16 protein-coding genes are annotated in these 24,390 nt (G+C 71.2%); 5 read left to right on the forward strand and 11 right to left on the reverse strand.

Annotated features, from left to right (window positions below; genetic code table 11):
- Window positions 1–34 precede the first annotated feature (34 nt).
- From OG892_RS07305 to OG892_RS07315, 3 genes are all read right to left on the reverse strand, one after another.
- Window positions 35–928 carry an alpha/beta fold hydrolase gene (locus OG892_RS07305; protein ID WP_328867588.1) on the reverse strand — a complete coding sequence of 298 codons (894 nt, stop codon included), beginning with the start codon at window positions 926–928 and terminating at the stop codon, window positions 35–37.
- A 213-nt stretch (window positions 929–1,141) separates the two neighbouring features.
- On the reverse strand, window positions 1,142–2,125 hold the full coding sequence (locus OG892_RS07310; protein WP_371631591.1) for a hypothetical protein: 984 nt from the start codon (window positions 2,123–2,125) through the stop codon (window positions 1,142–1,144).
- 5 nt (window positions 2,126–2,130) lie between these two features.
- Window positions 2,131–5,667, reverse strand: a complete 3,537-nt coding sequence (locus OG892_RS07315; protein WP_371628728.1) for a DNA polymerase III subunit alpha — start codon at window positions 5,665–5,667, stop codon at window positions 2,131–2,133.
- Window positions 5,668–5,864: 197 nt separating this feature from the next.
- Here OG892_RS07315 and OG892_RS07320 point away from each other — a divergent pair, with 197 nt between their 5' ends.
- Complete coding sequence (locus OG892_RS07320; protein WP_371628729.1) at window positions 5,865–6,956, forward strand: DUF3533 domain-containing protein; 1,092 nt, start codon at window positions 5,865–5,867, stop codon at window positions 6,954–6,956.
- 3 nt (window positions 6,957–6,959) lie between these two features.
- Here OG892_RS07320 and OG892_RS07325 read toward each other — a convergent pair whose 3' ends face one another.
- The 3 genes from OG892_RS07325 to OG892_RS07335 form a co-directional block, all read right to left on the reverse strand.
- Window positions 6,960–7,370 (reverse strand): hypothetical protein, encoded by a 411-nt coding sequence (locus OG892_RS07325; protein WP_073739323.1) that lies wholly within the window; start codon window positions 7,368–7,370, stop codon window positions 6,960–6,962.
- Between the two features lie 154 nt (window positions 7,371–7,524).
- Window positions 7,525–8,391: an oxaloacetate decarboxylase gene (locus OG892_RS07330; protein ID WP_073739322.1), complete on the reverse strand. Its 867-nt coding sequence runs from the start codon at window positions 8,389–8,391 to the stop codon at window positions 7,525–7,527.
- Window positions 8,392–8,983: 592 nt separating this feature from the next.
- Window positions 8,984–9,976: an Lrp/AsnC family transcriptional regulator gene (locus OG892_RS07335; protein ID WP_371628730.1), complete on the reverse strand. Its 993-nt coding sequence runs from the start codon at window positions 9,974–9,976 to the stop codon at window positions 8,984–8,986.
- 165 nt (window positions 9,977–10,141) lie between these two features.
- Between OG892_RS07335 and OG892_RS07340 the strand changes: the two genes are divergently transcribed.
- Together OG892_RS07340 and OG892_RS07345 are read left to right on the forward strand one after the other, a co-directional pair.
- The gene (locus OG892_RS07340) at window positions 10,142–11,578 is read left to right on the forward strand and encodes an MFS transporter (protein ID WP_158072270.1); all 1,437 of its coding nucleotides are present in this window, start codon (window positions 10,142–10,144) and stop codon (window positions 11,576–11,578) included.
- A gap of 40 nt (window positions 11,579–11,618) precedes the next feature.
- A complete protein-coding gene (locus OG892_RS07345) occupies window positions 11,619–12,794 on the forward strand; it encodes a M20 family metallopeptidase (protein WP_328867584.1) in 1,176 nt (391 codons plus the stop codon).
- Window positions 12,795–12,850: 56 nt separating this feature from the next.
- Here the strand turns inward: OG892_RS07345 and OG892_RS07350 are convergent, their stop codons facing one another.
- Complete coding sequence (locus OG892_RS07350) at window positions 12,851–13,936, reverse strand: S1 family peptidase (protein ID WP_328867583.1); 1,086 nt, start codon at window positions 13,934–13,936, stop codon at window positions 12,851–12,853.
- A 358-nt stretch (window positions 13,937–14,294) separates the two neighbouring features.
- On the opposite strand from OG892_RS07350, the gene OG892_RS07355 reads away from it, so the two are divergent.
- Window positions 14,295–15,170, forward strand: a complete 876-nt coding sequence (locus OG892_RS07355) for an alpha/beta fold hydrolase (protein ID WP_073739317.1) — start codon at window positions 14,295–14,297, stop codon at window positions 15,168–15,170.
- Window positions 15,171–15,221: 51 nt separating this feature from the next.
- Here the strand turns inward: OG892_RS07355 and fxsT are convergent, their stop codons facing one another.
- From fxsT to fxsA, 4 genes are all read right to left on the reverse strand, one after another.
- Window positions 15,222–19,157 (reverse strand): FxSxx-COOH system tetratricopeptide repeat protein, encoded by a 3,936-nt coding sequence (gene fxsT / locus OG892_RS07360; RefSeq protein ID WP_371628731.1) that lies wholly within the window; start codon window positions 19,155–19,157, stop codon window positions 15,222–15,224.
- The gene (fsxC, locus tag OG892_RS07365; protein ID WP_242436909.1) at window positions 19,141–20,499 is read right to left on the reverse strand and encodes an FxsC protein; all 1,359 of its coding nucleotides are present in this window, start codon (window positions 20,497–20,499) and stop codon (window positions 19,141–19,143) included. Before fsxC ends, fxsT begins: the two co-directional genes overlap by 17 nt.
- Before the next feature lie 211 nt (window positions 20,500–20,710).
- Window positions 20,711–22,978 (reverse strand): radical SAM/SPASM protein FxsB, inactivated metallohydrolase extension form, encoded by a 2,268-nt coding sequence (gene fxsB, locus OG892_RS07370; RefSeq protein ID WP_371628732.1) that lies wholly within the window; start codon window positions 22,976–22,978, stop codon window positions 20,711–20,713.
- 87 nt (window positions 22,979–23,065) lie between these two features.
- The gene (fxsA, locus tag OG892_RS07375; RefSeq protein WP_073739314.1) at window positions 23,066–23,233 is read right to left on the reverse strand and encodes an FxSxx-COOH cyclophane-containing RiPP peptide; all 168 of its coding nucleotides are present in this window, start codon (window positions 23,231–23,233) and stop codon (window positions 23,066–23,068) included.
- A gap of 256 nt (window positions 23,234–23,489) precedes the next feature.
- Between fxsA and OG892_RS07380 the strand changes: the two genes are divergently transcribed.
- Entirely contained in the window at window positions 23,490–24,386 is an 897-nt protein-coding gene (locus tag OG892_RS07380) for a DUF4231 domain-containing protein (protein WP_073739376.1), read from the forward strand.
- The last annotated feature ends 4 nt before the right edge of the window (window positions 24,387–24,390 follow it).

Below are 24,390 nucleotides of genomic sequence, written 5' to 3' on the forward strand. Positions count from 1 at the left end.
GGATTCCGCAAAGCCCCGGTCCGGACGGGAGTCCCTAGCCGACGGCCGAGGCGCAGGTGGTCCGGGTGGCGTGCGCCGGGTCAAGGGCGTTGGCCACCTCGTGGTAGGCGACCCGGTCGATGGTCCCGATCGCCACGTGCTCGGACAGGTCGACCGGGCACAGGTCCTGGAGCAGCACGTTGTGCACGTCGGGCCCGTCCAGGAACTGGGTCCGGTACGGGGTCACGACCTCGTCGTACTTGGTCGCGATGACGGTGTAGTGCACGCCGGGCACGGTGTCGGGCAGCGAGTTGAGCTTGGTGACGAAGGGCGATCCGGCCACCTGGTCCGCGAGTCCCGGGGTGCCGGCGTTGAGCAGGTACGCGGCGCCGGGGAAGTACGGCAGCAGCTTCGTCAGTCCGAGGAGGGTGGTGCCGTGGTTGTCGGGCGCGAGCCCGATCATGGCGTTGACCTTGGCTGCCCCGCCGAGGAACTTCAGGTAGTAGTTGGGCATCATGCCGCCCTGGGAGTGGCCGACGATGTCCGCCTTGGGTGCCCCGGTGGAGGCGAGCACCTTGTCGACGAAGGTGGCGAGCTGCCCGGCCGACTTGTCGACCGGACCCAGGCCGTTGAAGAGCGGCACACCGGGGAGCTGTCCGTAGTCGAGCGAGTAGACGCAGTAGCCCCGGTTCACCAGGTAGGGGGCGAGGACGAGCCAGTTGTCGACCGAGTTCCCGAAGGTTCCGTGGACCAGGACGACGGGCCGGGGGTGGGCTGCGGAGGGTTTGCAGGAGTAGTCGTTCCAGCCGTGCGAGGTGGCTGTGGCTGCGGTGGGGGCGGCGGCAGCGGCGGTGGCCGTGGGGGCGGCCAGCGCGGCGACCGCGAGGAGCAGTGCGGCGAGGGTTCTGCGCGCTCGTGGGGTACGCGGCGCACGGGTCCAGGGCAGCATCGTGTGTTCTCCTTGCGGCTCAAGGGAGTTGCGATGTCTGTGCACCCTGCGGCCCGGACCACAAGTTCTGACGGTGTTCCGCACGCCTTGTTAAGCGTGCTCATGCCAACTTACGCACGAGTAGGGTTTCCTGGGAAGTTACGCGTCGGTAAAAACTGACCGGCGGTAACCGCTACTTCCGGACAGCCCGCAGCAGCGGCGGTGCACCGCCGCTCACCGCATCCCCGCGGTGCTGGCGGGCCGTACCGCGCCCGGCCCGAAGCGGGCGCGGGCGCGGTCGGCCGCGGCCTCGATGCGGCGGGTCTTGTCGTCGTCGGGGTCGAAGGTCAACTGCCGGGAGGCGGACGCGGCGTCGCCCAGTTCGCCCGCGCGCAGGGCGAGCGAGCGGACCCGGGCCCGCTGGAGCCCCAGGGACCCGTGCAGCGCGTGGGCGGTGGCGCGGAGCCGGGGGTTGTGCGCGGTGGCCTCGGACAGGGTTCGGCTGCGGGTGATCGACGACTGCCCCGCACGGTCGGCGTACTGGACGGTCAGGGTCAGCGCCCGGCAGGTCTGCCGCTCGTCGCGGAGGCGGGCACCGAGTTGTTCGGTCAGGTGGGTCAGGGCGGCGCGCTGTCGGGTGGCGTCGGACTCGTCGTGGCCGAAGCGGTGTTCGGCGTCGACCGTGCGGGGCGGGGCGCCGGGAGCGACGCGGGTGGGGTCGATGCCGGCCGCGCGTTCGCGCAGCTCACGCCCGGAGGCCGCGCCGAGGATGCGCTGGAGGGTGAGCAGCGGGGTGGCGGCGATCCGGTCGGCGGTGCGCAGGCCGTACGAGGCCAGGGTGCGGGCGGTGGCCGGGCCGACGCCGGGCAGCGCGGCGGCGGGGAGGCCGGTGAGGAACCGGGTGACGGCCTCGGGGTCGTCCGGGACCGTGCGGATGGCGCCGGGCTCCCCGCGGTGGGCGGCGAGCCGGGCGAGGAGCGGGTTGGGGCCGATGCCGACCGTCACGTCGAGGCCGTGGAGCGCCGCCGCGCGCATCCGGATCAGGGCCGCGAGCCCGGCGGCGTCGCGGCCGAAGTAGCGGGTGCTCCCGGACACGTCGGCCAGGGCCGCGTCCGGGGGAAGGGCCTGGGCGACCGGGGTGAACTCGCCGACCATGTCGAGGAGTCGGTGGTACGCGGGGTCCGGCTGCGGGGCGCCGAAGTGGAGGTAGAGGATCATCCCGGTCACCCCGCGCTTCCGGGGCTCGCGTGGTGGAAGGACCGTCCGTCGAGCGCGTCGAGGGCGGGCAGGGTGGCGGAGGCGGGGGTGCCGGGCGGCTGGAGGTCGGCCCAGGGGTGCAGGGCGTAGCCGTTCGGCTGGGTGAGGGTGCGGCGCGGCCCGGCGCCGCGCGGGGTGGGCTCGGGACGGGTGAGGCGGTCGGCGACGGCGGCGGGGCCGCCCTCGCGGTACAGGTCGATCAGCTCGGCCAGGTTCCAGGCGGCGGTGCCGGTGATGCTGAAGGCGCGCGGCGGACGGCGGGCGAGGGTGCCGCGTACGAGCAGCAGACCGCTGTGGAACACCGTGTGGGCGCAACGCCCGTGGCTGTCCTCGAAGAACGCCAGGTCGGACAGGCCGGTGGGGTCGTCCAGGGTGGCGAAGATGACGCGCTTGCCGGAGCGGATCGGCGGGGTCTGGGTGGCGACCTTGACACCGGCGACGAGCACGGTGGTGCCGTGCCGGAGGCCCGGCAGATCGGCGGCGGGGGTCGCCCCGATGTCGGCGAGCAGGGAGCGGTGCTCGTCGAGGAGGTGGTGGGAGATGTCCATGCCGAGTACGTCGAGCTCGGCGGCGAGCTGTTCGGACGCGTTCATGGCGGGCAGGCCCGTGGTACTGACGGCGTCGGCAGCGGTAGCCGCTCCACCGTCGTCCGGCCCGGCGCAGGTGTTCCCCGCGCCCGCCGAGCCGTTCACCCCCTCCGCGCTCTCCGCGCTCCCCGCGTCCGCCATGGGGAGCTGACCGGCGGCGGATCCCCCCGTGCCGCGCCGCGAGCGGTGCAGCTCGGCGAGGGTCAGCAGCAGCTCGCGGCGGGGCCCGAACGCGCTCAACGCGCCGACCTTGGCCAGCCGTTCGGCCAGCGGGCGGCTGGGCCGGGCACGCTCCCAGAAGTCCTCGACCGAGGTGTACGGCTGCCCGGCCGCGATGCGCCCGCTCTCGGCCTCCGTGATGCCGCGCACCTGCGAGAGGCCGATCCGCACCCCCCACTTACCAGACACCAGTTCGATTATGTGTGCGGCCTGGGACCGGTTGACGTCGGGCAGCAGCAGCGGCACCCCGTGACGCCGGGCGTCGGCGGCCAGGACCCGCTTGTGGTACATCCCCGGGTCGTGCGTGAGCAGCCCCGCGAGCAGGGCCGCCATCCGGTGGGCCTTGAGCCAGCTCGACTGGTAGGCGGGCTGCGCGAAGGCCGCGGCGTGCGCCTTGGCGAAACCGAAGCTGCCGAAGTTCTCCAGGGTCTTCCACACGTCCCGTACGACCTGGACCGAGTAGCCGCGCCCGCGGGCCCGATCGGCGAACCAGGCCCTGACCCGGCCCGCCCGCTCGGGAGCGGACAGGGCGCGGCGGGCCTCGTCCGCCATGCCCCGGTCGCAGCCGGTCATCGCCACCATGATCGCGATGACCTGCTCGTGGTAGACCACCTGCCCCTCGGTCTCGGCCAGGATCGCCTCCAGGTCGCGGTGCGCGTAACGGGTCACGTTCCGGCCCTCGCGGGCGCTGATCAGCGGCTCCACCATGTTCGCCGCGACCGGTCCGGGCCGGAACAGGCTGATGTCGAGCGCCAGGTCCCCGAACGAGCGCGGCCGCAGGTTCCGTACCAGCTCCCGCTGGCCCGGACTCTCCAGCTGGAAGGTGCCCAGGGTGTCCCCGGAGGAGATCAGGTCGTACGTGGCGGGGTCGTCCGGCGGCACCTGTGCGGGATCGTCCAGGTCGACGGGTTCGCCGGTGACGCGTTCGATCTCGGCGGCCGCGTGCGCGAGCGCCGACTGCATCCGTACGCCGATGACGTCGATCTTCGGGTGTCCGGTGTCCTCGATGTCCTCCTTGTCGAACTGGGACATGGCGATGTTCTCGACGGTGGTCGGCGCCAGCGGGGTGCGCCGTACCAGCGCCGCGTCGGAGACGAGCAGCCCGCACGGGTGCATCGCCGCCTCGAACGGCAGCTCGTCGAGCGCCTCCACCAGCTCCCAGAGCCGGCCGTGGTCCTCCGCGGCGACCTCGCGCAGCTCCGGCAGCTCGGCGAGCGCGGCCCGCACGTCCTTGGCCCGGATGTGCGGGAACGCCTTGCCGAGCCGGGCCGCCTCGTCCGGTGCCATGCCGCGGGCGCGGGCCACGACCTCGATCGCCCCGCGCGCCCGGTACGTCTTGTAGACGGCGAGCGTCGCCACCCGGTCGCCCCCGAACCGCTCCCGCACCGCCTGGTAGATCTCCAGGCGGCGGGCGGACTCGACGTCCAGGTCGATATCGGGCAGGGCCGAGCGGTGCTCGGACAGGAAGCGCTCCATCACCAGGCCGTGCGCCACCGGGTCGACCGGGCTGATCCCCAGCAGATGCGTGACCAGCGAGCCCACGCCGGAGCCGCGCGCGGCCACCCGGACACCGAGCCGACGGGCCTGCGCCGCGACCTCCGCGACGGTCAGGAAGTACCCGGCGAAGCCGTGCCCGGCGATGATCCGCAACTCGTTCTCCAGCCGGTCCCAGCGCTCCCCTTCCCGGTGGTAGGCCCGGCTCAGCATGCCCGCCGCACACCGGTCCGCGAGCACCCGGTCCGCCGACTCGGCGCTCGCGCCCACGAGTTCGGGCTCCGGAAGGTTCAGCCGGCCGAGCCCGAACGCGTCACCGGGATCGACCGCGCACGCCTCGGCCGTCTCCTCCGTCGCGGTGAGCAGCCGCCGCGCGTCCCCGCCCCGGCCGCCCACGGCCTCCGCGATCCGCCCGGCGATCCGCTCCATCTCCCCGGCGTCCTTCAGCCACCGCTGCCCGCTGTCGAGCCGGGACGCGTCACGGGCGTCGATCGGCACCAGCAGGCGGGCGGAGTCCAGGATGTCGGCGACCTCGCCCCGGTCCGGGTCGGCGTAGCGCACGGCGTTGCTCAGTACGGGGACCAGCTGCTGCTCGGCGGCGAAGCCCGCCATGCGCGCGGCCAGCCGCAGCGATCCCGGCCCGGTGCCGGGCCGCCCGTGCCAGGACGCCTCGATGCGCAACGACCCGCCGAACCGTTCGCGCCAGGGGCCGAGCAGTACGGCGGCCCGGTCCGGGCGCCCCGACGCCAGCGCCTGCCCCACCTCGGAGTCCGCCCCGAGGAGGACGAACAGCTCGTCGTCCGGGCAGGACAGGTCCTCCCAGGTGACGCCCCGGTCCGACGCGGCCGACACCAGACGGCACAGCTCGGCCCAGCCGCGTGCGGTCCGGGCCAGGAATACCGCGCGCTGCGGCGCCTCCGTCACGAACGCACCGCCCCGGGAGGGGGTGGCCCGCTGCCTCTTCGCCGACGCCGGTCCGGTCGCCGGTACGCCGGGCACCGCCAGGTCGACGCCGAACAGCGGCCGGATCCCGGCCCCCGCACACGCCTTCGCGAAGCGCACCGCGCCCGCCAGGGAGTCCCGGTCGGTCAGCGCCAGGGCGTCGAGGCCACGCTCGGCAGCCCGCTCGGCGAGTGCGTGCGGGTGGCTGGCTCCGTACCGCAGCGAGTAACCGCTCGCCGCACGGAGGTGCGTAAACGACATACACACCTCCTGCTACTCATGGCCCCCCTTTGCGTTGTCCGTGTCATCCCGATTCACCCCGATCGAGAGAAGTACCCTAACCCCATGTTCGCACATTCATTCGATTAGATAATGAGGGGAACTCCGGAGACCCGCGAGGTCAGCCATTCGGCCCGGCCCCGACTGCGTGGACGACGGGCACGCAGGACGGTGGGGGCATGACTTTCGCTGATGAGGTGAAGAACGCCATCACTCCGCGGGCCGCGCTGCTCGTCATCGGCGTACTGGCGCTGCAACTGCTATTCATCGCGTCCTATGTCGGAGCGCTGCACAAGCCGAAGCCGACGGACGTCCCCTTCGGGGTCGTCGCACCCCAGCAGATCTCCGCCCGGCTCCTCACCGAGCTGAAGGACCTCCCCGGCGGCCCGCTGGATCCCCGCACGGTCAGCGACGCGGCCACCGCCCGCCGGCAGATCCTCGACCGCGACATCGACGGTGCCCTGATCGTCAGCCCCCGGGGCACCACCGACACCGTGCTGGTCGCCTCCGGCGGGGGCACCGTGCTGGCCGACTCGCTGACGAAGATCATCACGAAGGTCGACCTCACCCAGCGGCGCACGGTCCGCTCCGTGGACGTGGCCCCGGCCTCGGACGACGACTTCGACGGGCTCTCGTCCTTCTACCTGGTGGTGGGCTGGTGCGTCGGCGGGTACCTCTGCGCGTCGATCCTGGCGATCAGCGCCGGGACCCGCCCCGCCAACCGTCAGCGCGCGGTGATCCGGACCGGGGTCATGGCGCTGTACTCGATCGCGGGCGGAATCGGCGGCGCGATCATCATCGGCCCGATCCTGGGAGCCCTGCCCGGATCCTTCTGGGGGCTGTCCGGCCTGGGCGCGCTGACCGTCTTCTCGGTCGGCATGATCACGCTCGCCCTGGAGGCGCTCACCGGCATCGTCGGCATCGGCCTGGCCGTCCTGCTCGTGGTGATCGCGGGCAACCCGAGCGCGGGCGGCGCCTTCCCGCTCCCGATGCTCCCGGACTTCTGGCGGGCGATCGGCCCCGCACTGCCACCGGGGGCCGGCACCTGGGTGGCGCGCTCGATCGCGTACTTCCGGGGCAACGCGGTGACCGGCCCGCTGCTGGTGCTGTCCGCGTGGGCGGTGGTCGGCACGGTCGTCACCCTGCTGATGGCGATGCGGAAGAAGCCGGAGGCGGCGGACGACACCCGGCTCACGGGACCAGGAACGGGGACAGGAACTGGAACGGGGACGGGGACGGGGACGGCGAGCGGCGGCTCAAGTCTCGCTTAGCGGTCAACCCGTGGTGGCCCGGTCGGCGTCGCCCTCGGGGTCGTCGCCGCCCGCTGCCGCTCCCGTCTCCCGGTCGTCCGGTTCGTCCCGCTCGCCCTGCTCCACCGGGGCGGCCTGGAGCCTGGCGTCCGAAGGGCCCGTGACGTGCTGTTCGATGGCACCGCCGCCCCCGTCGTGGTCACTGCCCGCCGTCCCCTTGCTCAGCGGGCCGAGCACGTTGAGCGTTCTGTCGATCTCCAGCCAGGAGTCGGCGTTGGAGTTGTCGATGGTGATCAACGAGGGGCCGTGTCTCGTCTCCATGCCTCCGTCGGGGGCGTCGGCCCACGCGGCGCCTTCCGCGAACTGCGCCGCGCACAGCACACCGGCGAGGACCGCCAGGGTGGCTCGCGCTCTGGGCACGGTGAATCCCGTCATGCTGTTCCCGCTTCCCTGATGTGTTGTCCGTGACTGTCGTACCGAACGTGCCGAACGTGCCGAACCTGTTGGACGTGTTGGACGTGTTGAACGTCTGCCACGCGGGCCGGCCGGTCCGCCCTCACCGGCCGGGCCCGCTGCTCCCGGGTCCGCCTCAGGCGGTGACGAGGCGGGGTTCGGCCGGGTGGTGCCGGCTGATGTTCCTCTCCAGCAGTTCGGTGGAGGCCCGTACCCCCACCGATGAGCCCGGCGAGAACTCCGGGAGCCGCCCGTCGGCTTCCCTCAACTCGCTGAGCGCGGTGTCGATGGCGGTGTGCGCGGCGAACAGACACGGCGTGCTGTAGATGGCCACCTGGCATTCCAGGTCGGTGAGTTCGGAGAGCGAGAGCCTCGGCGACTTGCCGCCCGCGATCTGGTTGAAGAGCAGCGGCTTGTCGTTGATGACCTTCCGGATCCGGCGGATCCACTCGACGTCCCGCACCCCGTCGACCAGCACCACATCGGCGTCGGTCTCCGCGAGCGCCTGGGCGCGGCGCAGGATGTCCTCCTCCTCCGTGGCGTCCGTGCGGGCCACAACCACGAGGTCCCCCCGGTTCTCCAGGACGAGGTTCAGTTTCTCCAGGTACTCCTCCAGGGGCAGCACCGTCTTGCCGTCCGCGTGGCCGCATCGGCGCGGACGCTTCTGGTCCTCCAGAATCACTCCGGACGCACCGCTGCGCTCCAGTTGCCGCACCACATGGCACGCCACTTCCGGGTCCACGTATCCGTCGTCGATGTCGACCAGCAGGTGGTGGGACGGGAAGGCGTGCCGGAGCCGTTCGACGAACGCGACCATGTCCGGCCACGCGATGAAGCCGATGTCCGGCAGCCCGTAGTAGGAGGCTGCGAAGCCGAACCCTGACACGAAGAAGCCGTCGTAGTGGCGGGCGGCCACCGATGCCGAGTACATGTCGTAGATGCCGACGAGCGGAGTGGTTCCGGGCGTGTGGATCTGCTGGCGCAGCGCGCTTCCGTAGCGCATGTCTCTCTCCTTGCGTGCGGCCGTGAACCGGCCGATGACGGGGTGATCCCGCGCCCGACACGGAGTCGGGTCCGACGGGTCTGCCACAGAAACCAGTGACAGGAATCAGTGACAGGAATCAGTGGCGGGGATCGATGGCGGGGATCGGTGGCGGGGATCCGTAAGGCCTCGCACTCGGCCGACAGGAGCGGCGCACGGCGACGGCATGCACACACAGGACGTTCTCGACCGTTCTCGATCGCCTTTGCGCGTACCTGCATAGATGTACCGGGCTTTACCGACTCTTTTCCTTCCGACACGCTGCCCTATACCTGAGCGCTGAAGGGCCACCCGATTGGGAGAAGGCGATGGGATCATCCGGCACGCGGGTGGCCAATAACCCACGCCACAACAGCCGTTAAACACTGAACGAAGTGATCTCCACCCCGGACCGGGCACTCCGGAACCCATGAACCGGAAGCGCGGGACAGGCTCGGGCGCGGGTCCCCCGTCGACCCCGGCGGGCGAATCGTTCCCGCAAAACTATGCGCCCCGGACGGCCGCTCACCCGCCCGGGCCGCGTCCCGTCACCGTCTCCCCCGCACGTCCGTCCTCACATCCGTGCGGTGGCCCCGGCCCGCTTGTACGTGTGCAGGAGCAGGGACGTCTCCGCGGAGAGGACGCCGGAGAGCCCGGCGAGGACGCGCGGTTCGAAGGCCCTGAACCGGTCCATGGAGGCATGGCTCGTGTAGCCGAGGATGTTGTCGCGCCCGGTGGTCCGCACCAGGTGCCGCACCGAGGGCTCCCGCGCGAGGCTGCGCACGGCCTCGCCGATCGCCCCGGGCCGCACGGCGAGCCGGAAGCGGGCCTCGACCGGGTAGCCGAGCACCGCGGGCTCGGCGAGCAGGCGCAGGTGCAGGGCGTGGGACGCCATCAGCCGGGCCAGCCGCCGGCGGGCCGTGGTCTCCCCGACACTCAGCTCGCGGGCCAGCCGGGTCAGCGGCATACGCGCGTCCCGCTCCAACAGGGCGACGAGCGTGCGGTCCAGCGCGTCGAGCGCGGGCGCGGACGGCAGGGGATGGCCCTCGCTGACCGCGCGCCGTACCAAGGTGGGTTCGGGATCGTGCGGGGCCCAGTCGTTGGCGGTGAGGAACAGGTCGAGGACCACGGAGATGTGGACGCCGCGCACCCCGTCGAGGGCGCCGATCCCCTCGTCGACCGCGGCGAGCAGCCCGCCCTGGTCCTGGGCCTGGATCTCCGCGAAGACCTGCGGTTCCCCGGTGGCGACCTCGACGGCCCGGATGTCGGGGCGCCTCGCCAGCGCCGTGGCGAGGCTGCCCAGATGGCCGGGCGCGCAGCCGATGGCGAGTTCGGCCGTGATGCCTTCGCCCAGGTACTCCGGAACCAGGGCTGCGATGAACCGGACGAGGCCCGTGCCGGTCATCCGGTCGAGCCGGCGGGCGACCGTGCGCTCATGCACTCCGACGCGTTCGCCCACGTCGGACAGGGCCGCGCGGGGCTCGCGGCCCAGGACGCGCAGGATCGCCCGGTCCACGTCGTCGAAGGAGTACCGGGACCTGTGAGGGGTCCCTGCCGTATCCGCCATGTCGCCTCCGTCCGTGGCCGGATTTCGCCGTTCATGAGTCTGCCATGCCCGTATCAGCCGAGTGTTCGGCACCTTGTTGCCCCGAATTCGGGTCGTGGACGACATTGCAGTGCGCATTCCGCCGCTTCCGTCTGCTCCGCCGGTCATCAGAACGGATCACCACGTATGACTGATACTCGCGCCGCCGCGCCGTCCACGCCGGCCGCCGCGCTCCGCCCCACACCACCGGTGGCGGTGATCGCCTCGGTCGCCCTGGTCGAACTGTCCAGCGGCGTCACGCAGGGGTTCCTGTCGCCCCTGCTCCAGAGGCTGACGGGCACCCTGCATGTGACGGCGGCCGACCTCAACTGGCTCAGCATCTGCAATCTGCTGGCCAGCGTCGCCTTCACCCCGGTGCTCTCGCGCATGGGCGACCTCTACGGCCACCGGCGCATCCTGCGCTGGACCCTGGCGATCGTGCTGACCGGTTCGCTGATCGTCGGGATGAGCACCTCGTTCAGGATGCTGCTGGTCGGCCAGGTGCTCCAGGGCGCGTTCGCCGGCTTCTTCCCCCTCCTCGTCGGAATCCTGCGCAACCGCACCAGCGACGGTGAGAGCAGGCGGGGCATCAGCCTCATGGTCGCCGCCCTGGTCGGCGGCCTCGCGGTCGGTCTGCTGGCCAGTGGACTCATCGCCCAGTACGTGGCACAGCCGACCGCGGCCCTGTGGGTACCGGCCGTGGGCGTGGGTGTCGCGCTGATCGTGACCTGGCCGCTGCTGCCCGAGAGCGACCACCGCCCCGGCGGCTCGGTGGACTGGCTCGGCGGCGTCGTACTGTCCGCGGGACTGGTCGCGATCATGCTGGGACTCGGCAAGGGCGGCACGCCGGGATGGGCCTGGAACTCCGCCGCGACACTGGGCTGCCTGGCCGGCGGAGTCGTGCTCACAGCCCTGTTCGCCCGGATCGAGCTGCGGTCCGACGAGCCCATGATCGACGTGCGGCTCTTCGCGCACGGGGACGTCGTCGTGATCTCCCTGATCGCCCTCACGTTCTCCTTCTGCATGATCGGCCTTCAGGTGGCGAACCCCGTCTTCCTGAGCACCCCGGAATCGGCCCTCGGCTACGGCCTGGGGCTGACACCGCTGCGCACCGCCTTCGCGATGCTCCCGTACATGGGGGCGGTGGCGGCCGGTTCGCTCACCGCTCCGGCGCTGGCGGGCCGGTTCGGAGACCGGCTCACGCTGGTGGCGGGATCACTCCTGATGGCCGCCGGCTACGCCGGGGCGCTCCTCACCCACCAGTCGCTCTGGCCCTTCCTCGTGACGACGCTGGTCTCCGGGGCGGGCTGCGGATTCCTCCAGCAGTCGACCCGCACGCTCGCCGTCGAACTGGTCCCGCACGACCAGACATCGGTGGGATCCGGAATCAACGAGCTGCTGATCAACGTGGGCGGATCGCTGGGCGCGGCCGCCGTCCTGGCCATCTCCGCGAAGGCCACGCCCGCAGGCAGCCCGCTGCCGCGCCTCGGCGCGTACACCACCAGCTGGACCGTGTGCATCGGCGTCTCCCTGCTGGGCGCGGTGATCGCCCTCTTCCTGCGCCGGTCGCCCGCCAAGCACTGACCCGTACCCGTACCCGCCACGCCCCCTACTGGAGAACCGCATGAACACGTCCGCTCTGCGTGAGCGCAGCCGCACCGCCCTGTCCTCCTCCCGGGACCGGATGACCGCGCTGAGCCACAGCCTGCACGCCGAACCCGAACTCGCCTACGAGGAGCACAAGTCCGCCCGCAAGATCGCCGACGAACTGGAGCGAGGCGGCTTCGACGTGACCCGCGGCGTCGCGGACCTGCCGACGGCGTTCACGGCGACCGCCGGTTCCGGGGAGCTCGTGATCGGCATCTGCGCCGAGTACGACGCCCTGCCCGGCATCGGCCACGCCTGCGGCCACAACGTCAACGGCGCCTCCGCCACCGCCGCCGCGCTGGCCCTCGCGCCCCTCGCGGACGAGCTCGGCGTGACCGTGAAGCTCCTCGGCACCCCCGCGGAGGAGTACGGCGGCGGCAAGGCCGACATGCTGCGCGCCGGCCTGTTCGACGATGTCGCCGCCGCGATGATGGTCCACGCCGCGCCGCAGGACGCCGTGGGCATGGCGTCCCTGGCCATCAGCAGCTGGAAGGTCGCCTACACCGGGCGCACCGCACACGCCGCGGCCATGCCGCACCGCGGCGTCAACGCCGCCGACGCGATGATGATCGCCCAGGTCGCCATCAGCGCCTACCGCCAGCAGATGGCGCCCGGCGGCATCGTCCACGGCATCGTGACCTCGGGCGGCGAGGCCCCCAACGTCATTCCGGGCCGCACCACGGCCGACTACGACTGCCGGGCCGAGACGATCGAGGACCTCACCGCGCTCCAGGCCCGCATCCGGGCCTGCTTCGAGGCCGGGGCACTAGCCACCGGAGCCGAGCTGAGCCTTGAGTCGGTCGGCAACGACTACGCCGACCTGCGACAGGACCTGGCGATGGCGGGCATCTACCGGGACGTCGCCCGCGACCTCGGCCGCACCATCCAGGACAAGCCGGGGATGCGGTCCGGCTCGACCGACATGGGCAACGTCTCCCACCTGGTGCCGACCATCCACCCCATGATCGGGTACGACTGCGGCGACGCCATCATGCACAACCCCGACTTCACCGCGTACGGGACCGGCCCCGGCGCCGACCGGGCGGTCCTGGACGGCGGACTGGCCATGGCCTGGACCGCGATCGGTCTGGCCGCCGACGACAGTCACCGCGCGACGCTCCTCGAACGCCTGGCGGCACGGCGCGTGAAGTAGCGGAAACGGCCCCCGGCATCGCCGGGGGCCGTTCACCACTGTCGCGTGCGGGAGGGTCAGCCGATCTCCGCCCCGGTGGCCGCCAGCGCCTCCGGCACCGGCTGGAAGAACGTCTCGCCGCCCGAGGAGCAGTCGCCGCTGCCGCCCGAGGTCAGGCCGATCGCCGTGTCACCGGCGAAGAGCGAGCCGCCGCTGTCGCCGGGCTCGGCGCAGACCGTCGTCTGGATCAGCCCGTTGACGATGTCACCGTTGCCGTAGTTGACGGTGGCGTCCAGCCCCGTCACCTCGCCGTCGTGCACCTGGGTGGTGGAACCGCTGCGCGACACCGTCATCCCGACGGTCGCCTCGCCCGCCTTGGTGATCGGCTGGGTGGAGCCGTTGTACAGGTCGACCTCGCTCGGGTGCGCGGTGTCCGAGGTGTACTTCACCAGGCCGAAGTCGTTGTCCGGGAACTCCGACGCCGCGTTGGTGCCGATCTCCCCGCCGCCCTGCGAGTCCGACCAGCTGGAGATCGCCTCCGTGCAGTGCCCGGCGGTCAGGAAGTACGGTTCGCCGTCCTTGACCACGTTGAAGCCGAGCGAGCAGCGGGCGCCGTCGCCCCAGATCGCGTCGCCGCCCGCGATGAGGGGCTTGAACTCCCCGGCGGACTTCTTGAGCTGGGCCTTGCCGCCCAGCGACTCGACCACCGAGCTGAGCTTGTCCAGGGCCGCGCCCTTGACCGTACGGTCGGCTGTGACGACGACCTTGTTGCTGACCGGGTCGACGGCCCACGAGGTGCCGCGGATCGCCGCCTTGCCGGCCAGGGTCTGCCGGGCCGACTTCAGCTCCGCGAGCGAGTTCGGTACGACTCTGGCCCGGCCGCCCGCCTGCTCGACCTGGTCCGCGGCCGCCCGGTCGACCACGTTCATCACGAGGTTCTTCGACTTGGCGTCGTAGTACGAGCCGGCCGCGTCGCCGCCCAGATCCTTGCCAAGACCGGTCGCCAGCTTGCCTGCCGCGTCGGCCGTCAGCGTCCGTGCGGTGACCTCCGGCGTCCCTTCACTGGCGTTCGCGCTCTGGAACGTCGCTCCCGCTGCGACCAGGGCGACCACCGCCGAACCCGCCAGCACTGCCCGCTTCCTGGATATGCGTCGATGCTTCAACTTCGACCTCCTGTGGGGGCCGCGCACGGGTGATGTGGGGTCGCCCGTACGCGGAGGATGAGGCGCCCACTATTCCGACGGAGCGGATAGCACACAAGGCCGACCTCAGGACGCACACACGACAACACCCCTTCGGTCTCATCGTGTTCACGTACCGGCGGTCACCCCCTACTGTCCGGTACTCACCCCCGCGCGTCCGGATCTCGACGCGTCCGGCGGTCGCCCGGCCCGCGCGCCCCCTCCGCGCGCCCTGTATTCGTTCAACGCGCAGTCCCCATATGCGCCTTGATGGTCCATCATCGAATCAAAGCGGGGCAGTCGGGCACGTCGTGCCCGCACGGACACAAGGAGGCGCGGAGTGCGCAGTCGCGTGCGCGCAACCGACGGACGGCAACTGGTGGTGGAGCGTCTGGGGGATCCCCGTGGCAGACCGGTCTTCCTGCTGCACGGAATGCCCGGCAGCAGGCTCGGTCCGGCTCCGCGCGGCATGGTGCTGTACCAGCGCAAGACCCAGCTGATCACCTACGACCGGCCGGGGTACGGCGACTCCGACCGGCAGGCGGGCCGCTGCGTCGCCGACGCGGTGGAGGATGTCCGGGCCATCGCGGACCACATCGGGCTCGACCGGTTCGCCGTCGTCGGCCGGTCCGGCGGGGCCTCGCACGCCCTGGCCTGCGCCGCGCTGATGCCCGAGCGGGTCACGCGTACCGCGGCCCTGGTGGGCCTGGCCCCCTGGGACGCCGCCGGCCTCGACTGGTTCGAGGGGATGGCCGCCTCCAACGTGGCGGCGTACACCACGGCGGCCGACGATCCGGACGGGCTCGCGGAGTCCTTCATCTCACGGTCCGCGGTGATCAGACGCGACCCGGTCCGGCTCATCGACGATCTGCGCCGGGAGCTGACCGACTCCGACCGGATGGTGGTCAACGACGTCGGTGTGCGCACCATGCTGCTGCGCAACTACCGCGAGGGGCTGCGCACTTCGGCGTACGGCTGGATCGACGACGCGCTCGCGTTCAGCCGTCCCTGGGGGTTCGATCCGGCCGACATCACCGGTCCGGTGCTGCTGTGGCACGGCGAGAAGGACGTCTTCTCACCGGTCGGGCACACCCGCTGGCTGGCGAGCCGCATCCCGGGCGCCACCGTCGTGGTGGAACCGGCGGCAGCGCATTTCGACGCGCTGCACGCGCTCCCCCGGATCCTCACCTGGCTGCTGGACACGGCCGAGCGGTGAGCCGAGCGGCGGGGCGGGAGCGTCCGGCGACGGCCGGACGCTCCCGCTCCGTCATACCGCGAGCGGTTCCAGTTCGCGCTGGAACCGGCGCTCGTCCCGGGCGATCCGGGTGAGCGGATGTTCGTCGCCGAGCTGCCGGGACAGCTCCTCGACCGTCTCCGCCCTGACCTGGAGCGCTTCCTCATGGCGCCCCATGGCGTCCAGCGTCACCGCCATGTTCGACTTCATGCTCAGCGTCTCCGGGTGATGCGCCCCCAGAGCCAGCCGGAACTGCCCGGCCAGCCGCCGCTCGGTCGTCAGCACCAGGTCCAGATCACCCCGCTCCGCGGTGGTGTTGGCCAGGTTCATCACGCTGAACAGCGTGTTGGGGTGCTCGGGCCCGTACACCTCGCGCATCGAGGCGACCACCCGGGTCAGCACCTGCTCCGACTCCTCCGCGGCGCCGGACCCCAGCAGGTAGACGCCCAGGTTGTTCAGGGCGGCCAGGGTGTACGGATGCTTCTCGCCCGGCACCTTCATGTACTGGTCGACGACCTCCCGGGCGGTGTTCCTGGCCTCGTCCGCCTCTCCGGCCGCGTACAGGTCGGCCGCCATATTGAGGTCGCAGGCCAGCCACTCCGGGTTGGCGGAGGTGTACTTGGCCCGGTACCGGGCCCTGGTCGCCACCGTGAGCCGCCGGGCGTCGTCCAGCCGCCCGGCCCGCCGCAGCGACACGGCCAGTGCCTTCGCCGCGCTGAGCGTTCCGGGGAAGGACCGGCCGAGCGTCGCCTTGTAGCTGTCGTACGTACGGCTCAGCAGACCCACCGAGTCCTCGTACCGGCCGACGTCACGCAGGTCACGGGCCAGGCTCATGGCGGAGGAGAGGCTGTACGGGTGCTCCTCGCCGAGCACCTCGCGACGCCGGTCGAAGACGTCCTGGTCGATCTCGCGGGCCTTGGCGTACTGGCCGATGGACCGCAGGGTGAACGCCAGGTTGTTGGCCGCGGCCAGGGCCCTGGGGTGCGAGTCGTGGAAGATCTGGTTGAACCCCTCGGTCGCCTCGGTCGCCAGCTCGATCGCCCGGGTGTACTCCCCGAGCGTCCCGAGGTCGGTCGCCAGGCTGCTGGTGCTCATGTAGGTGTGCGGATGCTCCGGACCCAGCACCTCCCGCTGGGTCGCCAGGGTGATCTCGTCGAGCTCCCTGGCCTCCACGTAGCGGCCCCGCGAGCGGTAGATGTTGGACAGGTGGAAGCAGAGGTACAGGTACTGGATGTCCCGCTCCCCCAGCGTCTCGCGCCAGATGTCGCGCAGCTCCTCGCAGAGCGTGGTGGCCGTCCTGAAGTCACCGCGCTTCCAGAGGTAGCGCACCCGGTCGATCAGCAGCCTGCGGGCCTCGGGCTCCTGGCAGTTGCGCGCGTCGGACGGGCCGAGGTGCGGCCATATCGTCGAGAACTGGGGCCAGTTGGCCGGGTTGTCGATCGGCTCGTCGTCATCGGGCCGGGCGCCCGCCAGGATGCGGTGGACGGCGTGCCGGGCGTCCCGCTGCTCCTCCTCTGTGAGCTGCGCCCGGATGACGGCCTGGACAAGCCGGTGCACCTGGATGGAGTTGGAGACCTGGTCGACCTTGGCGAGGGCGAACCGGCCGATCTCCCGGATCACCCGGCCCAGCACCAGCTTCTCCTGGAGCGAGGCGTCGTACGGCTTCAGCGCCTCGATCATCTCCTTGCTGTACAGCAGGTTCCCCGAGATCGGCTCCGGGGCGAAGAAGGCGCAGAGCTGGAGCAGCCGCACCGCTGCGGGCGAGCGCTCCTTGAGCCGCTGGATGGAGATGTTCCAGGTCGCGGCGACCGGCTCGGGGTATCCGGCCGGCTGGTTGAGCGCCAGGACCTCCGGGGCCTGCTGGGCGAGCTGTTCAAGATAGGCGTCGATCGGGGTGGCGGTCTCCGCGATCCACGCCGCCGCCTGTTCGACGGCCAGCGGCAGGTCGCCCACGGCGGTGGCCACCTGGGCGGCGTCCTCGTCGCTCAGCCCCGGTGCCCGGCGCTGGAGGTGTTCGATGGACTCCTCGCGCAGGAAGACGTCGACGGGCAGTGCGTCACCGTGCTGGGACCAGGCCTGGTTGCGGGAGGTGACCAGGATGTGCCCGGAGCCGCCCTGCGGGAAGTAGCGCCGCAGCCGCTCGGGGTCGTCGGCGTTGTCGAAGACCAGCAGCCAGCGGTCCGAGGGCACCCCGCGCCGCAGCAGGTCGACCGCTTCCTGGGAGGCGGCCGCCATGTCGTCGCCGCCCTGGGCACCGAGCCGGACGGCGAGTTCGGCCAGACCGGCGACCACGTCGTCGGTCTGCTCCGACGATATCCACCAGACCAGGTCGTAGTCGGCCATGAACCGGTGGACGTACTCCAGGGCGACCTGGGTCTTGCCGACGCCGCCGAGACCGTACAGCGTCTGCGGCTGCGGCAGCACGACGGCCATCCCGCCGCCGAGCTGGTCGCGCATCCGCTCCAGGACCAGCGAGCGGCCGGTGAAGCCGGGGTTGCGCGGCGGTGCGTTCCAGATCCGCGGGACGGTGCCGGGGAAGCGCGGTCCGGGCGAGACCCCGTCGGTGATCTGCACGGGCCGGTCCAGGGCCCGTAACAGGGCGGCGGTGGCGTGCACCTCGTCGAGCCGGAAGAGGTCGACGGGGTTGCGGTCGATGTAGGGCGCGGACAGCCGTACGTCACCGACCCTGAGCGGCACCAGATGGCGCCGCCCGCCGCCCGGGTCCTCGGCGACGGCCCGGTCCCAGATGCCCACCGCGCGGCTCGACTTGAGGTAGGCGCTGGAGAGCAGCACCACAGTACGGGCCGCGGTCTCCGCGGTGACGGCCGCCGGTTCCTCCGGCCCCCGCTCCGCGGACACGTCGCGCGGCACGACCCGGAAGCCGGCCCGGGTGAGCGCGGACTCGATCCAGTCGGCCCACATCCGGTTCTCCGCCACGTAGCAGAGGAAGAGGTCGGCGGGCAGGGCCGGACGGCGCCGGGTGAACGCGTCGCGGATGCGCAGCCGCACCTCCTCGCCGACCGGGGGCATCGCGGTGACCTGCTGGTCGGTGATGACCGAGGTGAGCCGTTCGAAGGCGGAGAGCAGGGAGTTGCTGAGCCCCGACTCGTCCCCGAAGGTCGCCAGGGTCTCCTCGTACGCGTAGTAGGGGCGGTACGGAATCTCCACCGCGCCCCAGTAGGCGGTGAGTTCGTCGCCGGACAGATCGCGCGGCAGCCGGTCGAACTTCAGCCGGGCCAGGGCCCGTCCGGCGTCCGCCTTCTCCTTCTCGCCCTCGTCGATGCGCATCGGGACGGGAAAGATGGAGATGGGGCGGCCGGTGTACCGCTCGGAGATCTGCCGGGCGACGGAGGCCGCGCCGTCGATGGACTGGTCGCTGAGGGTGAAGCAGTCGACGAGCGCGTCGGGCAGGTGGACGGTGCAGATGTCCGCGATGTCACTGAGCCCGGTGCGGCTGTCGATGAGGACGTAGTCGTAGTTGGCCTTCATGTCGTCGCGCAGGGCGTCGAAGAAGTGCCCGCCGCCGAGGCGGTCGTAGAAGTTGTCCCAGTCGAAGGTGGAGACGGTCGCGGAGTACTCGCGGTTCTGCCGTCCGGCGGAGACGAAGTCGAGCGTTCCGCCCTGCGGGAACTCCCAGCCGAGCGCCTCCGGAGTGAGCGAGACGGCGTGCGGCTGGATCCGGGCGTAGTCCCGGTGCCAGTCGTCGGCGCGCGGCACCGGGCTGGTGGCGGCCCAGGCGTACTCGGTGATCAGGTCGATGACGCCGGTGGTGGCACCGAGGGTCGAGGGGTCGAGGAACGGGTGGAAGAACCGGTGGAGGCCAGGTGCCTCCAGGTCCCAGTCGACGGCCAGTACCCGTTTGCCGTTGGCGGCGAGAATCCAGGCGGTGTTGGCCAGGGCCATGGTGCGCCCGGTGCCGCCCTTGTACGAGTAGAAGGTGACGATGCGCCCGTCACGACTGGCCGTCATCCGTGTCCTCCGCATCCGTCGCAGCGTCATGTGTCTCGGGGATGTACTGGGTCTGCGCCATGGGTCCCATCAGCCGCGTGCGTTCGCTGTGCCCTCCGCCGCCGGTGGCGGGCAGGTAGACGGCCGCGTGTCTCAGGTACTGCTGGGCGGCCACCTCGACCACCTGCGGCAGGATCTGGCCGAAGGCCTCCATGCTCGGTACGCCCTTGGCCGCGGCGCGGCAGTAGGCCCGGCCCTGGCGCATCTTGGTCGGCATGGTCCGCTCCAGCTTCGCGGTCAGTTCGGCCTCCGCGGCCCTGCTCTGGTGGTCGTCGCGGTTCCACGGCACGACCATCGTCACCCAGGGGCGGTTCTCCGCGTCGAAGGCGGCGAGCCTGCGGCACCGGTCCTCGTCCTGGAGCGCCCAGCGGTCGACGAGCAGGATCTCGGGTGTGGTCGGGGGCTGTTTGCCGCCGGGGTGGCTGGGTTCCTCGTCGAAGGACGTGATGGTGGCCTGGTAGTTGAGGGAGCGCACCAGGTCCTCCGCCACATAGGCCAGCGGGCGGGCGGCGTCCGGGTGGTAGGGGTTCCAGTCCTGCGGGTTGTCGCCGTAGTAGTCGGCGTCGCGCCCCTCTGGCAGGTCGTGGCGGGTGGCGGCGGCGATGGTGACCTGCATCGGGCGGGGGCCGCCGGCTCCGCCGCCCGGCGCGCCGAAGGCGCTGGGGGCCAGCCGGTAGTCCACGGGGCGGCCGGTACCGATCCGTACCGTGTCGGCGACGCTGACGATGCGCTTGGCGAGTTCGTACACCGCGCGCTCGTACTCCTCGGCGAAGAGCCTGAGCTTGATCAGCCCGTACAGCCCGTCACTGACGTAACGGTCCCCGAAATCACGGTGGTTGAACTGTAATCGCTCGGCCGGCCCGGGGAGCTGGCTGGGCGGTACCGGGACCCAGAGCGCCGGGACGATCGCCTCCGCCGACTGGTTGGAGCGGGCCCGGTAGTGAATGGCGCGCTGGGCGAAGGCGTACCACTCCTTGCCGCACATCTCGCTGGCGAAGTAGCGCGGAGAGAACAGCGGGACGAAGACCCGGCAGCTGGCGAGCACCTCACCGAGCCGTTCCGACCAGCCCTCGCCGGAACGTATCTCACGGTCGATGAACCCGGCCGGCGCGCCGGCCGGCAGATCGGTCATGGCCATCACATGGCCGCAGAGATCCTGGAAAAGCCGTTCGACCCACATATCGGGGTCCGTTCCACCGCCGTACCCCGGTGTGTGGGCGTAGCTCAAGAAGAAGTACGGCCGATGGTCCGCCGCTCGCTGCTGCGTCGTCGCGTGCACACGACCCCCGTCCTGTGTGAGCACCCGCACCCGAGGAGTGAAGAGAATGCGAGCGAATTCATCATTCCGGAGCGGACCTTGCTCCACCCCCATGGCGTTCGGTCATTCAACGCCGCTTTTCAGTCATCTATGCCCAGGTCCTATCGATCACACTCTTGATCGAATTCGGTCTGCGGCCGTTCCTCCCAGTTGTCCGGACTCCGCGCATGATCCTCGTCGAACCGGAATTCGAGATTCAGAATTCTTTTCGCATCAGAGCGAGCAGTCGTTTCCCGCCGATGGTGAGTTCGGCCGCTCCCTCCAGCGTGTCGAGTGCCTGCGGTACGCCGTCCCGGTACCTGGGGTCGAATGCCGCGAGCGCCAGCCGTTCGTACGTGCCTGCCAGCAGCCGGGAAAACGGAACCAATTCTTCCCGCCAGGGCATTCGATGTTCCCAGGAGCCGTCCGCCGCGTAAAGATCCGTGACGTCCACAAGTGCCCGGAATCCGGCTCGCCTTACTCCGCGCACCAGCGCGAGCGCGAGCGTCCGCGCCCCGTCGTCCGCCCCGATGCCCAGCGCGCCGTACCCGTGCCGCCCGACGGACGGCTCGCCCGGCTCCGGGCCGGTCAGCGGCGTGAGCGTCAGCACGGCGGCGGCGGACCGCGCCCCGTACCCGGGGGCCCGCTCCTCGATCAGCGCCCAGGCCTCGGTGAGCGCGGCGGCCAGCCGGTCCGCCGCGGGGGCGTCGAGCGTGGCCGCGGCGGGCGCGTCGAAGCAGTCGCGGTACGGGTCGAGGTCGTCGATCAGGAAGCCCGGTCCGCCTCCGGGCAGGGCGTACCCGCGCACCGGAAGCCAGCCGGGGACCGCCGGTGCGGGCCAGCCGATCCGCCGCTCGCCCGATCCGTCGTCACGGGCGACCAGGAAGCCGTCCTCGATGCCGCGCACCCGGACCGTGCCGTGCTCCCCCGGGCCACCGAGGGCCAGCCGGCCCAGGGTCGGCAGGACCAGCCCGCCGTCCCGGAAGGGCACCGGCACCCAGGTGTCGAGCCCCGCCCGCACGACGGCGGCCGCGAGGCGGGCCGGCAGGCCGTCCGCCGCGTCCCGGACCGCTCCCGGCCGCTCCCCGTGCAGGGCGTCCAGCGCGTCGAGCAGCCAGGTGCGGGTGTACGGGTGGGCGAGCACGTGGTCCAGGCCGCCCGCGCCCCGCTCGGAGCCGTCCAGCGCGGCCGCCAGCTCCCAGGCCCCGGCCCACCGCTCGCCGCCCCGGCCGTCCAGGTCCCCGTGGAGGCGGGCCAGCAGGGTCCGGGTCAGGTCCTCCTGGGCCGCGAGCAGTTCGGCGGGGTCCGACACCGCGGGCGCCGCCGAGTCCGCGGGCGTACGGGCCTCGATGCCGTGCACCAGGGCGGCGAGATCCCGGCAGTACACGGACGGGTTGTCGAACCCCTCCGCCCGCGCCCCCACGCCCGGCTCCCCCTGGCCCGGCCCGGCGGAGCTGTAGCGGTGGGTGTACAGGCCGCCACCGCACGAACGTACGACGGGGCAACGGCGGCACGTCTCGCTGACGCCCTCCAGGCCGAGCTGTCTGGCCCGCACCCCGGGATGCGCCGCGACCTCGTCGAAGGCGTGCGTGAAGACGTCGAACCCGGTGGCCGCCGCGCCTTCGTAGGCGCTCTTGAGCGAGTCGACCTGTTCCAGGCTTCCGTCGGTCTCCACGACGACGAGATCCGTGGGGGCCAGGCCGAGGGACTCGGTGAGGCTGGGCCCGCCGTTCAGCGTGGACAGGACGGAGGAGAAGATCCGCACCGGCACCGGCCGCCCGAGCTCCTGCCAGCGGTCGAAGACCGCGAGGAGCCAGTCGGCGTAGGCGGTGGGCGATCCGTCCGGACGCGGCGGCGGGTCGTCCCAGGTGGCGTGGGGAAGCAGGAAGTCGATGTGCGGCGGTTCCAGCTCGGTGAGGGCGTCGAGGACCGCGCGCGGGTCGTTCTCGATGTCGATCGTGCACAGGAGACCGAGGTTGAGGTGGCGGTAGCGCTCCTCGCGGAGCAGCTCGACGGCCTTGAGCACCAGAGGGTGGCTGCTGCGGCCGTCGGCGAAGCGGCGGTGCCGGTCGTTGGCCGCGCGGTCGCCGTCGAGGGAGATGCCCACCTTGACGTCGTACTCGCTGAAGAGGTCGAGATAGCGCGGGCTGAGCTGGAGACCGTTGGTGTGGATCCGGAGATCGAGCGCGGCGATGCCGTCGAAGGCGGACGTCAGCTCTTCGCAGATGCGGCGCAGCCGTGCGGGGCCGGCGAGCAGAGGCTCCCCTCCGTGCAGGATTACTGACACGGAGGGCAGTGCGTGTGTCTTGGCATGCTCAGCCAGGCGCTGAGCAGTCCGGAAAATGACTTCATCAGAGATTGTCTTCGGACGGGTTCGCCAGCTCTGATCGGCATGTTCGTAGACATAGCAATGGTCACAGGCGAGATCACACCTGCTGTGAACCTTGAGGACTACTTCGCGGAAAGGGACCAGGGGTCCTGTCATTCCACCAGTCTAGCCAGCCCGGAAGGGTGATCCGGCAGTCCGGCCGCGCTTGTGGAGCGTTCCGTGTCAGCGGGTCGGAGGGATTGGTCAGAGGGAGGAGTTGAAGGTGGCTGCCTGGACGGTGCGACCGGCGGACGCGACATGCACCCGGCCGAGCTTCCTGGCAGCTTCGCCACCACGCGCGTCGATCGCGGTGAGCGGCACACGGCTCTTCTTCGCAACGGCGAAGGAGAGGGAGGATTCAGAGGTCTTCACGGCCGTCCTTGAGGGGATTCGTTCCAATGGAATGGTTCCGGACAGGAAACCAGCGTTGGTACCTGCACCATTGCAGTGTCCGGCGGCACGACTTTACTCTCATGGCCTCGGTTGGCAACCGAGGCAGGCTACTTGGCGGCAGACGGTCGCACGGGACCTGCCCCGATCGAGTGGAACTACAGATTCCGCCATCAGGGTGACAACATAACCGCAGACGGGAGTGAACATGACGGCGATTCCCGGACCACTGCAGAGCATGGTCTTCAGGAACGCTGATCTGCCCGAACTCTTTCACCACACGGACGCCATTGCGGTCGCGCGCCAGCGGGAGGCCGTGAATACCACCCGATGGCAGCTGATACTGCTGGTGGGGGGCACCGTACCGGCCGCACTGCCCTGGCACGCCGAGGTCGCCGGCACCCTCCAACTCTCGGACTGCGCGGCGGCGTTGGCGTACCTGGGTGTCCTGATCGCGACCTACCTCACCTCCCGGCGCAAAGCAAAGTCGCATTGGCAACTCAATCGCTCCGCGGCAGAGTTCATCAAGTCAATGTGCTGGCGTTACTCCGTGCACGGCTCACCTTTCGACACCGGTACCCAGCACCCGGAGGCGGTGTTCGCCAATCGGCTCGAAGAGGGGCTGCAGGAGCTCCGCAAGGTCGGCTGGTCGGATCCCCGGGACCGGACCGCCGATTCCGGCGGACTCATCACCGATTCCATGCACGCGTTACGGGACAAGGCATTCACCGTACGCAAGGAGACATATGTACGGGACCGGCTGATCGAACAGCGCAGTTGGTACCGCAGGCGTCAGGAGGTGTCGCGCCGGGCCACCGTGGTCTGGTCGACCACCATTGCCACGCTGACGGCGTTCGCTCTGGCCCTCGCCCTGTTCAGGGCGTTCTCCGTGGGCCAGTCCTTCGCGCTGACCGGGGTGCTGTCCGCCGCCGCGGCGGCCTGTCTGGCCTGGGCGGAGATGCGCCGCCATCACCCGCTGATCTCGGCCCACTCCCTGGTGGAGAAGGACCTCGAGTCGATGCAGATAGCGATGGAGACCACGCTGAACGAGCGGCAGTGGCCGAGGGCGGTGTTCGAGACCGAACGCATCGTCTCCCCGCAGCACACCGACTGGCTGGCCCGGCACCAGATGTGACGGT

This window comes from Streptomyces sp. NBC_00341 (assembly GCF_041435055.1).
Classification (GTDB): Bacteria; Actinomycetota; Actinomycetes; order Streptomycetales; family Streptomycetaceae; genus Streptomyces.

Coding starts and splice junctions, on each gene's coding strand:
- OG892_RS07315 (WP_371628728.1), bottom strand. CDS start 5,667: ATGTCGTTTACGCACCTCCGTGCGGCGAGCGGTTACTCGCTGCGGTAC.
- OG892_RS07330 (WP_073739322.1), bottom strand. CDS start 8,391: ATGCGCTACGGAAGCGCGCTGCGCCAGCAGATCCACACGCCCGGAACC.
- OG892_RS07320 (WP_371628729.1), top strand. CDS start 5,865: ATGACTTTCGCTGATGAGGTGAAGAACGCCATCACTCCGCGGGCCGCG.
- OG892_RS07340 (WP_158072270.1), top strand. CDS start 10,142: ATGACTGATACTCGCGCCGCCGCGCCGTCCACGCCGGCCGCCGCGCTC.
- fxsT (WP_371628731.1), bottom strand. CDS start 19,157: ATGACGGCCAGTCGTGACGGGCGCATCGTCACCTTCTACTCGTACAAG.
- OG892_RS07325 (WP_073739323.1), bottom strand. CDS start 7,370: ATGACGGGATTCACCGTGCCCAGAGCGCGAGCCACCCTGGCGGTCCTC.
- OG892_RS07310 (WP_371631591.1), bottom strand. CDS start 2,125: ATGATCCTCTACCTCCACTTCGGCGCCCCGCAGCCGGACCCCGCGTAC.
- OG892_RS07335 (WP_371628730.1), bottom strand. CDS start 9,976: ATGGCGGATACGGCAGGGACCCCTCACAGGTCCCGGTACTCCTTCGAC.
- OG892_RS07345 (WP_328867584.1), top strand. CDS start 11,619: ATGAACACGTCCGCTCTGCGTGAGCGCAGCCGCACCGCCCTGTCCTCC.
- fxsB (WP_371628732.1), bottom strand. CDS start 22,978: ATGACAGGACCCCTGGTCCCTTTCCGCGAAGTAGTCCTCAAGGTTCAC.
- OG892_RS07305 (WP_328867588.1), bottom strand. CDS start 928: ATGCTGCCCTGGACCCGTGCGCCGCGTACCCCACGAGCGCGCAGAACC.
- OG892_RS07380 (WP_073739376.1), top strand. CDS start 23,490: ATGGTCTTCAGGAACGCTGATCTGCCCGAACTCTTTCACCACACGGAC.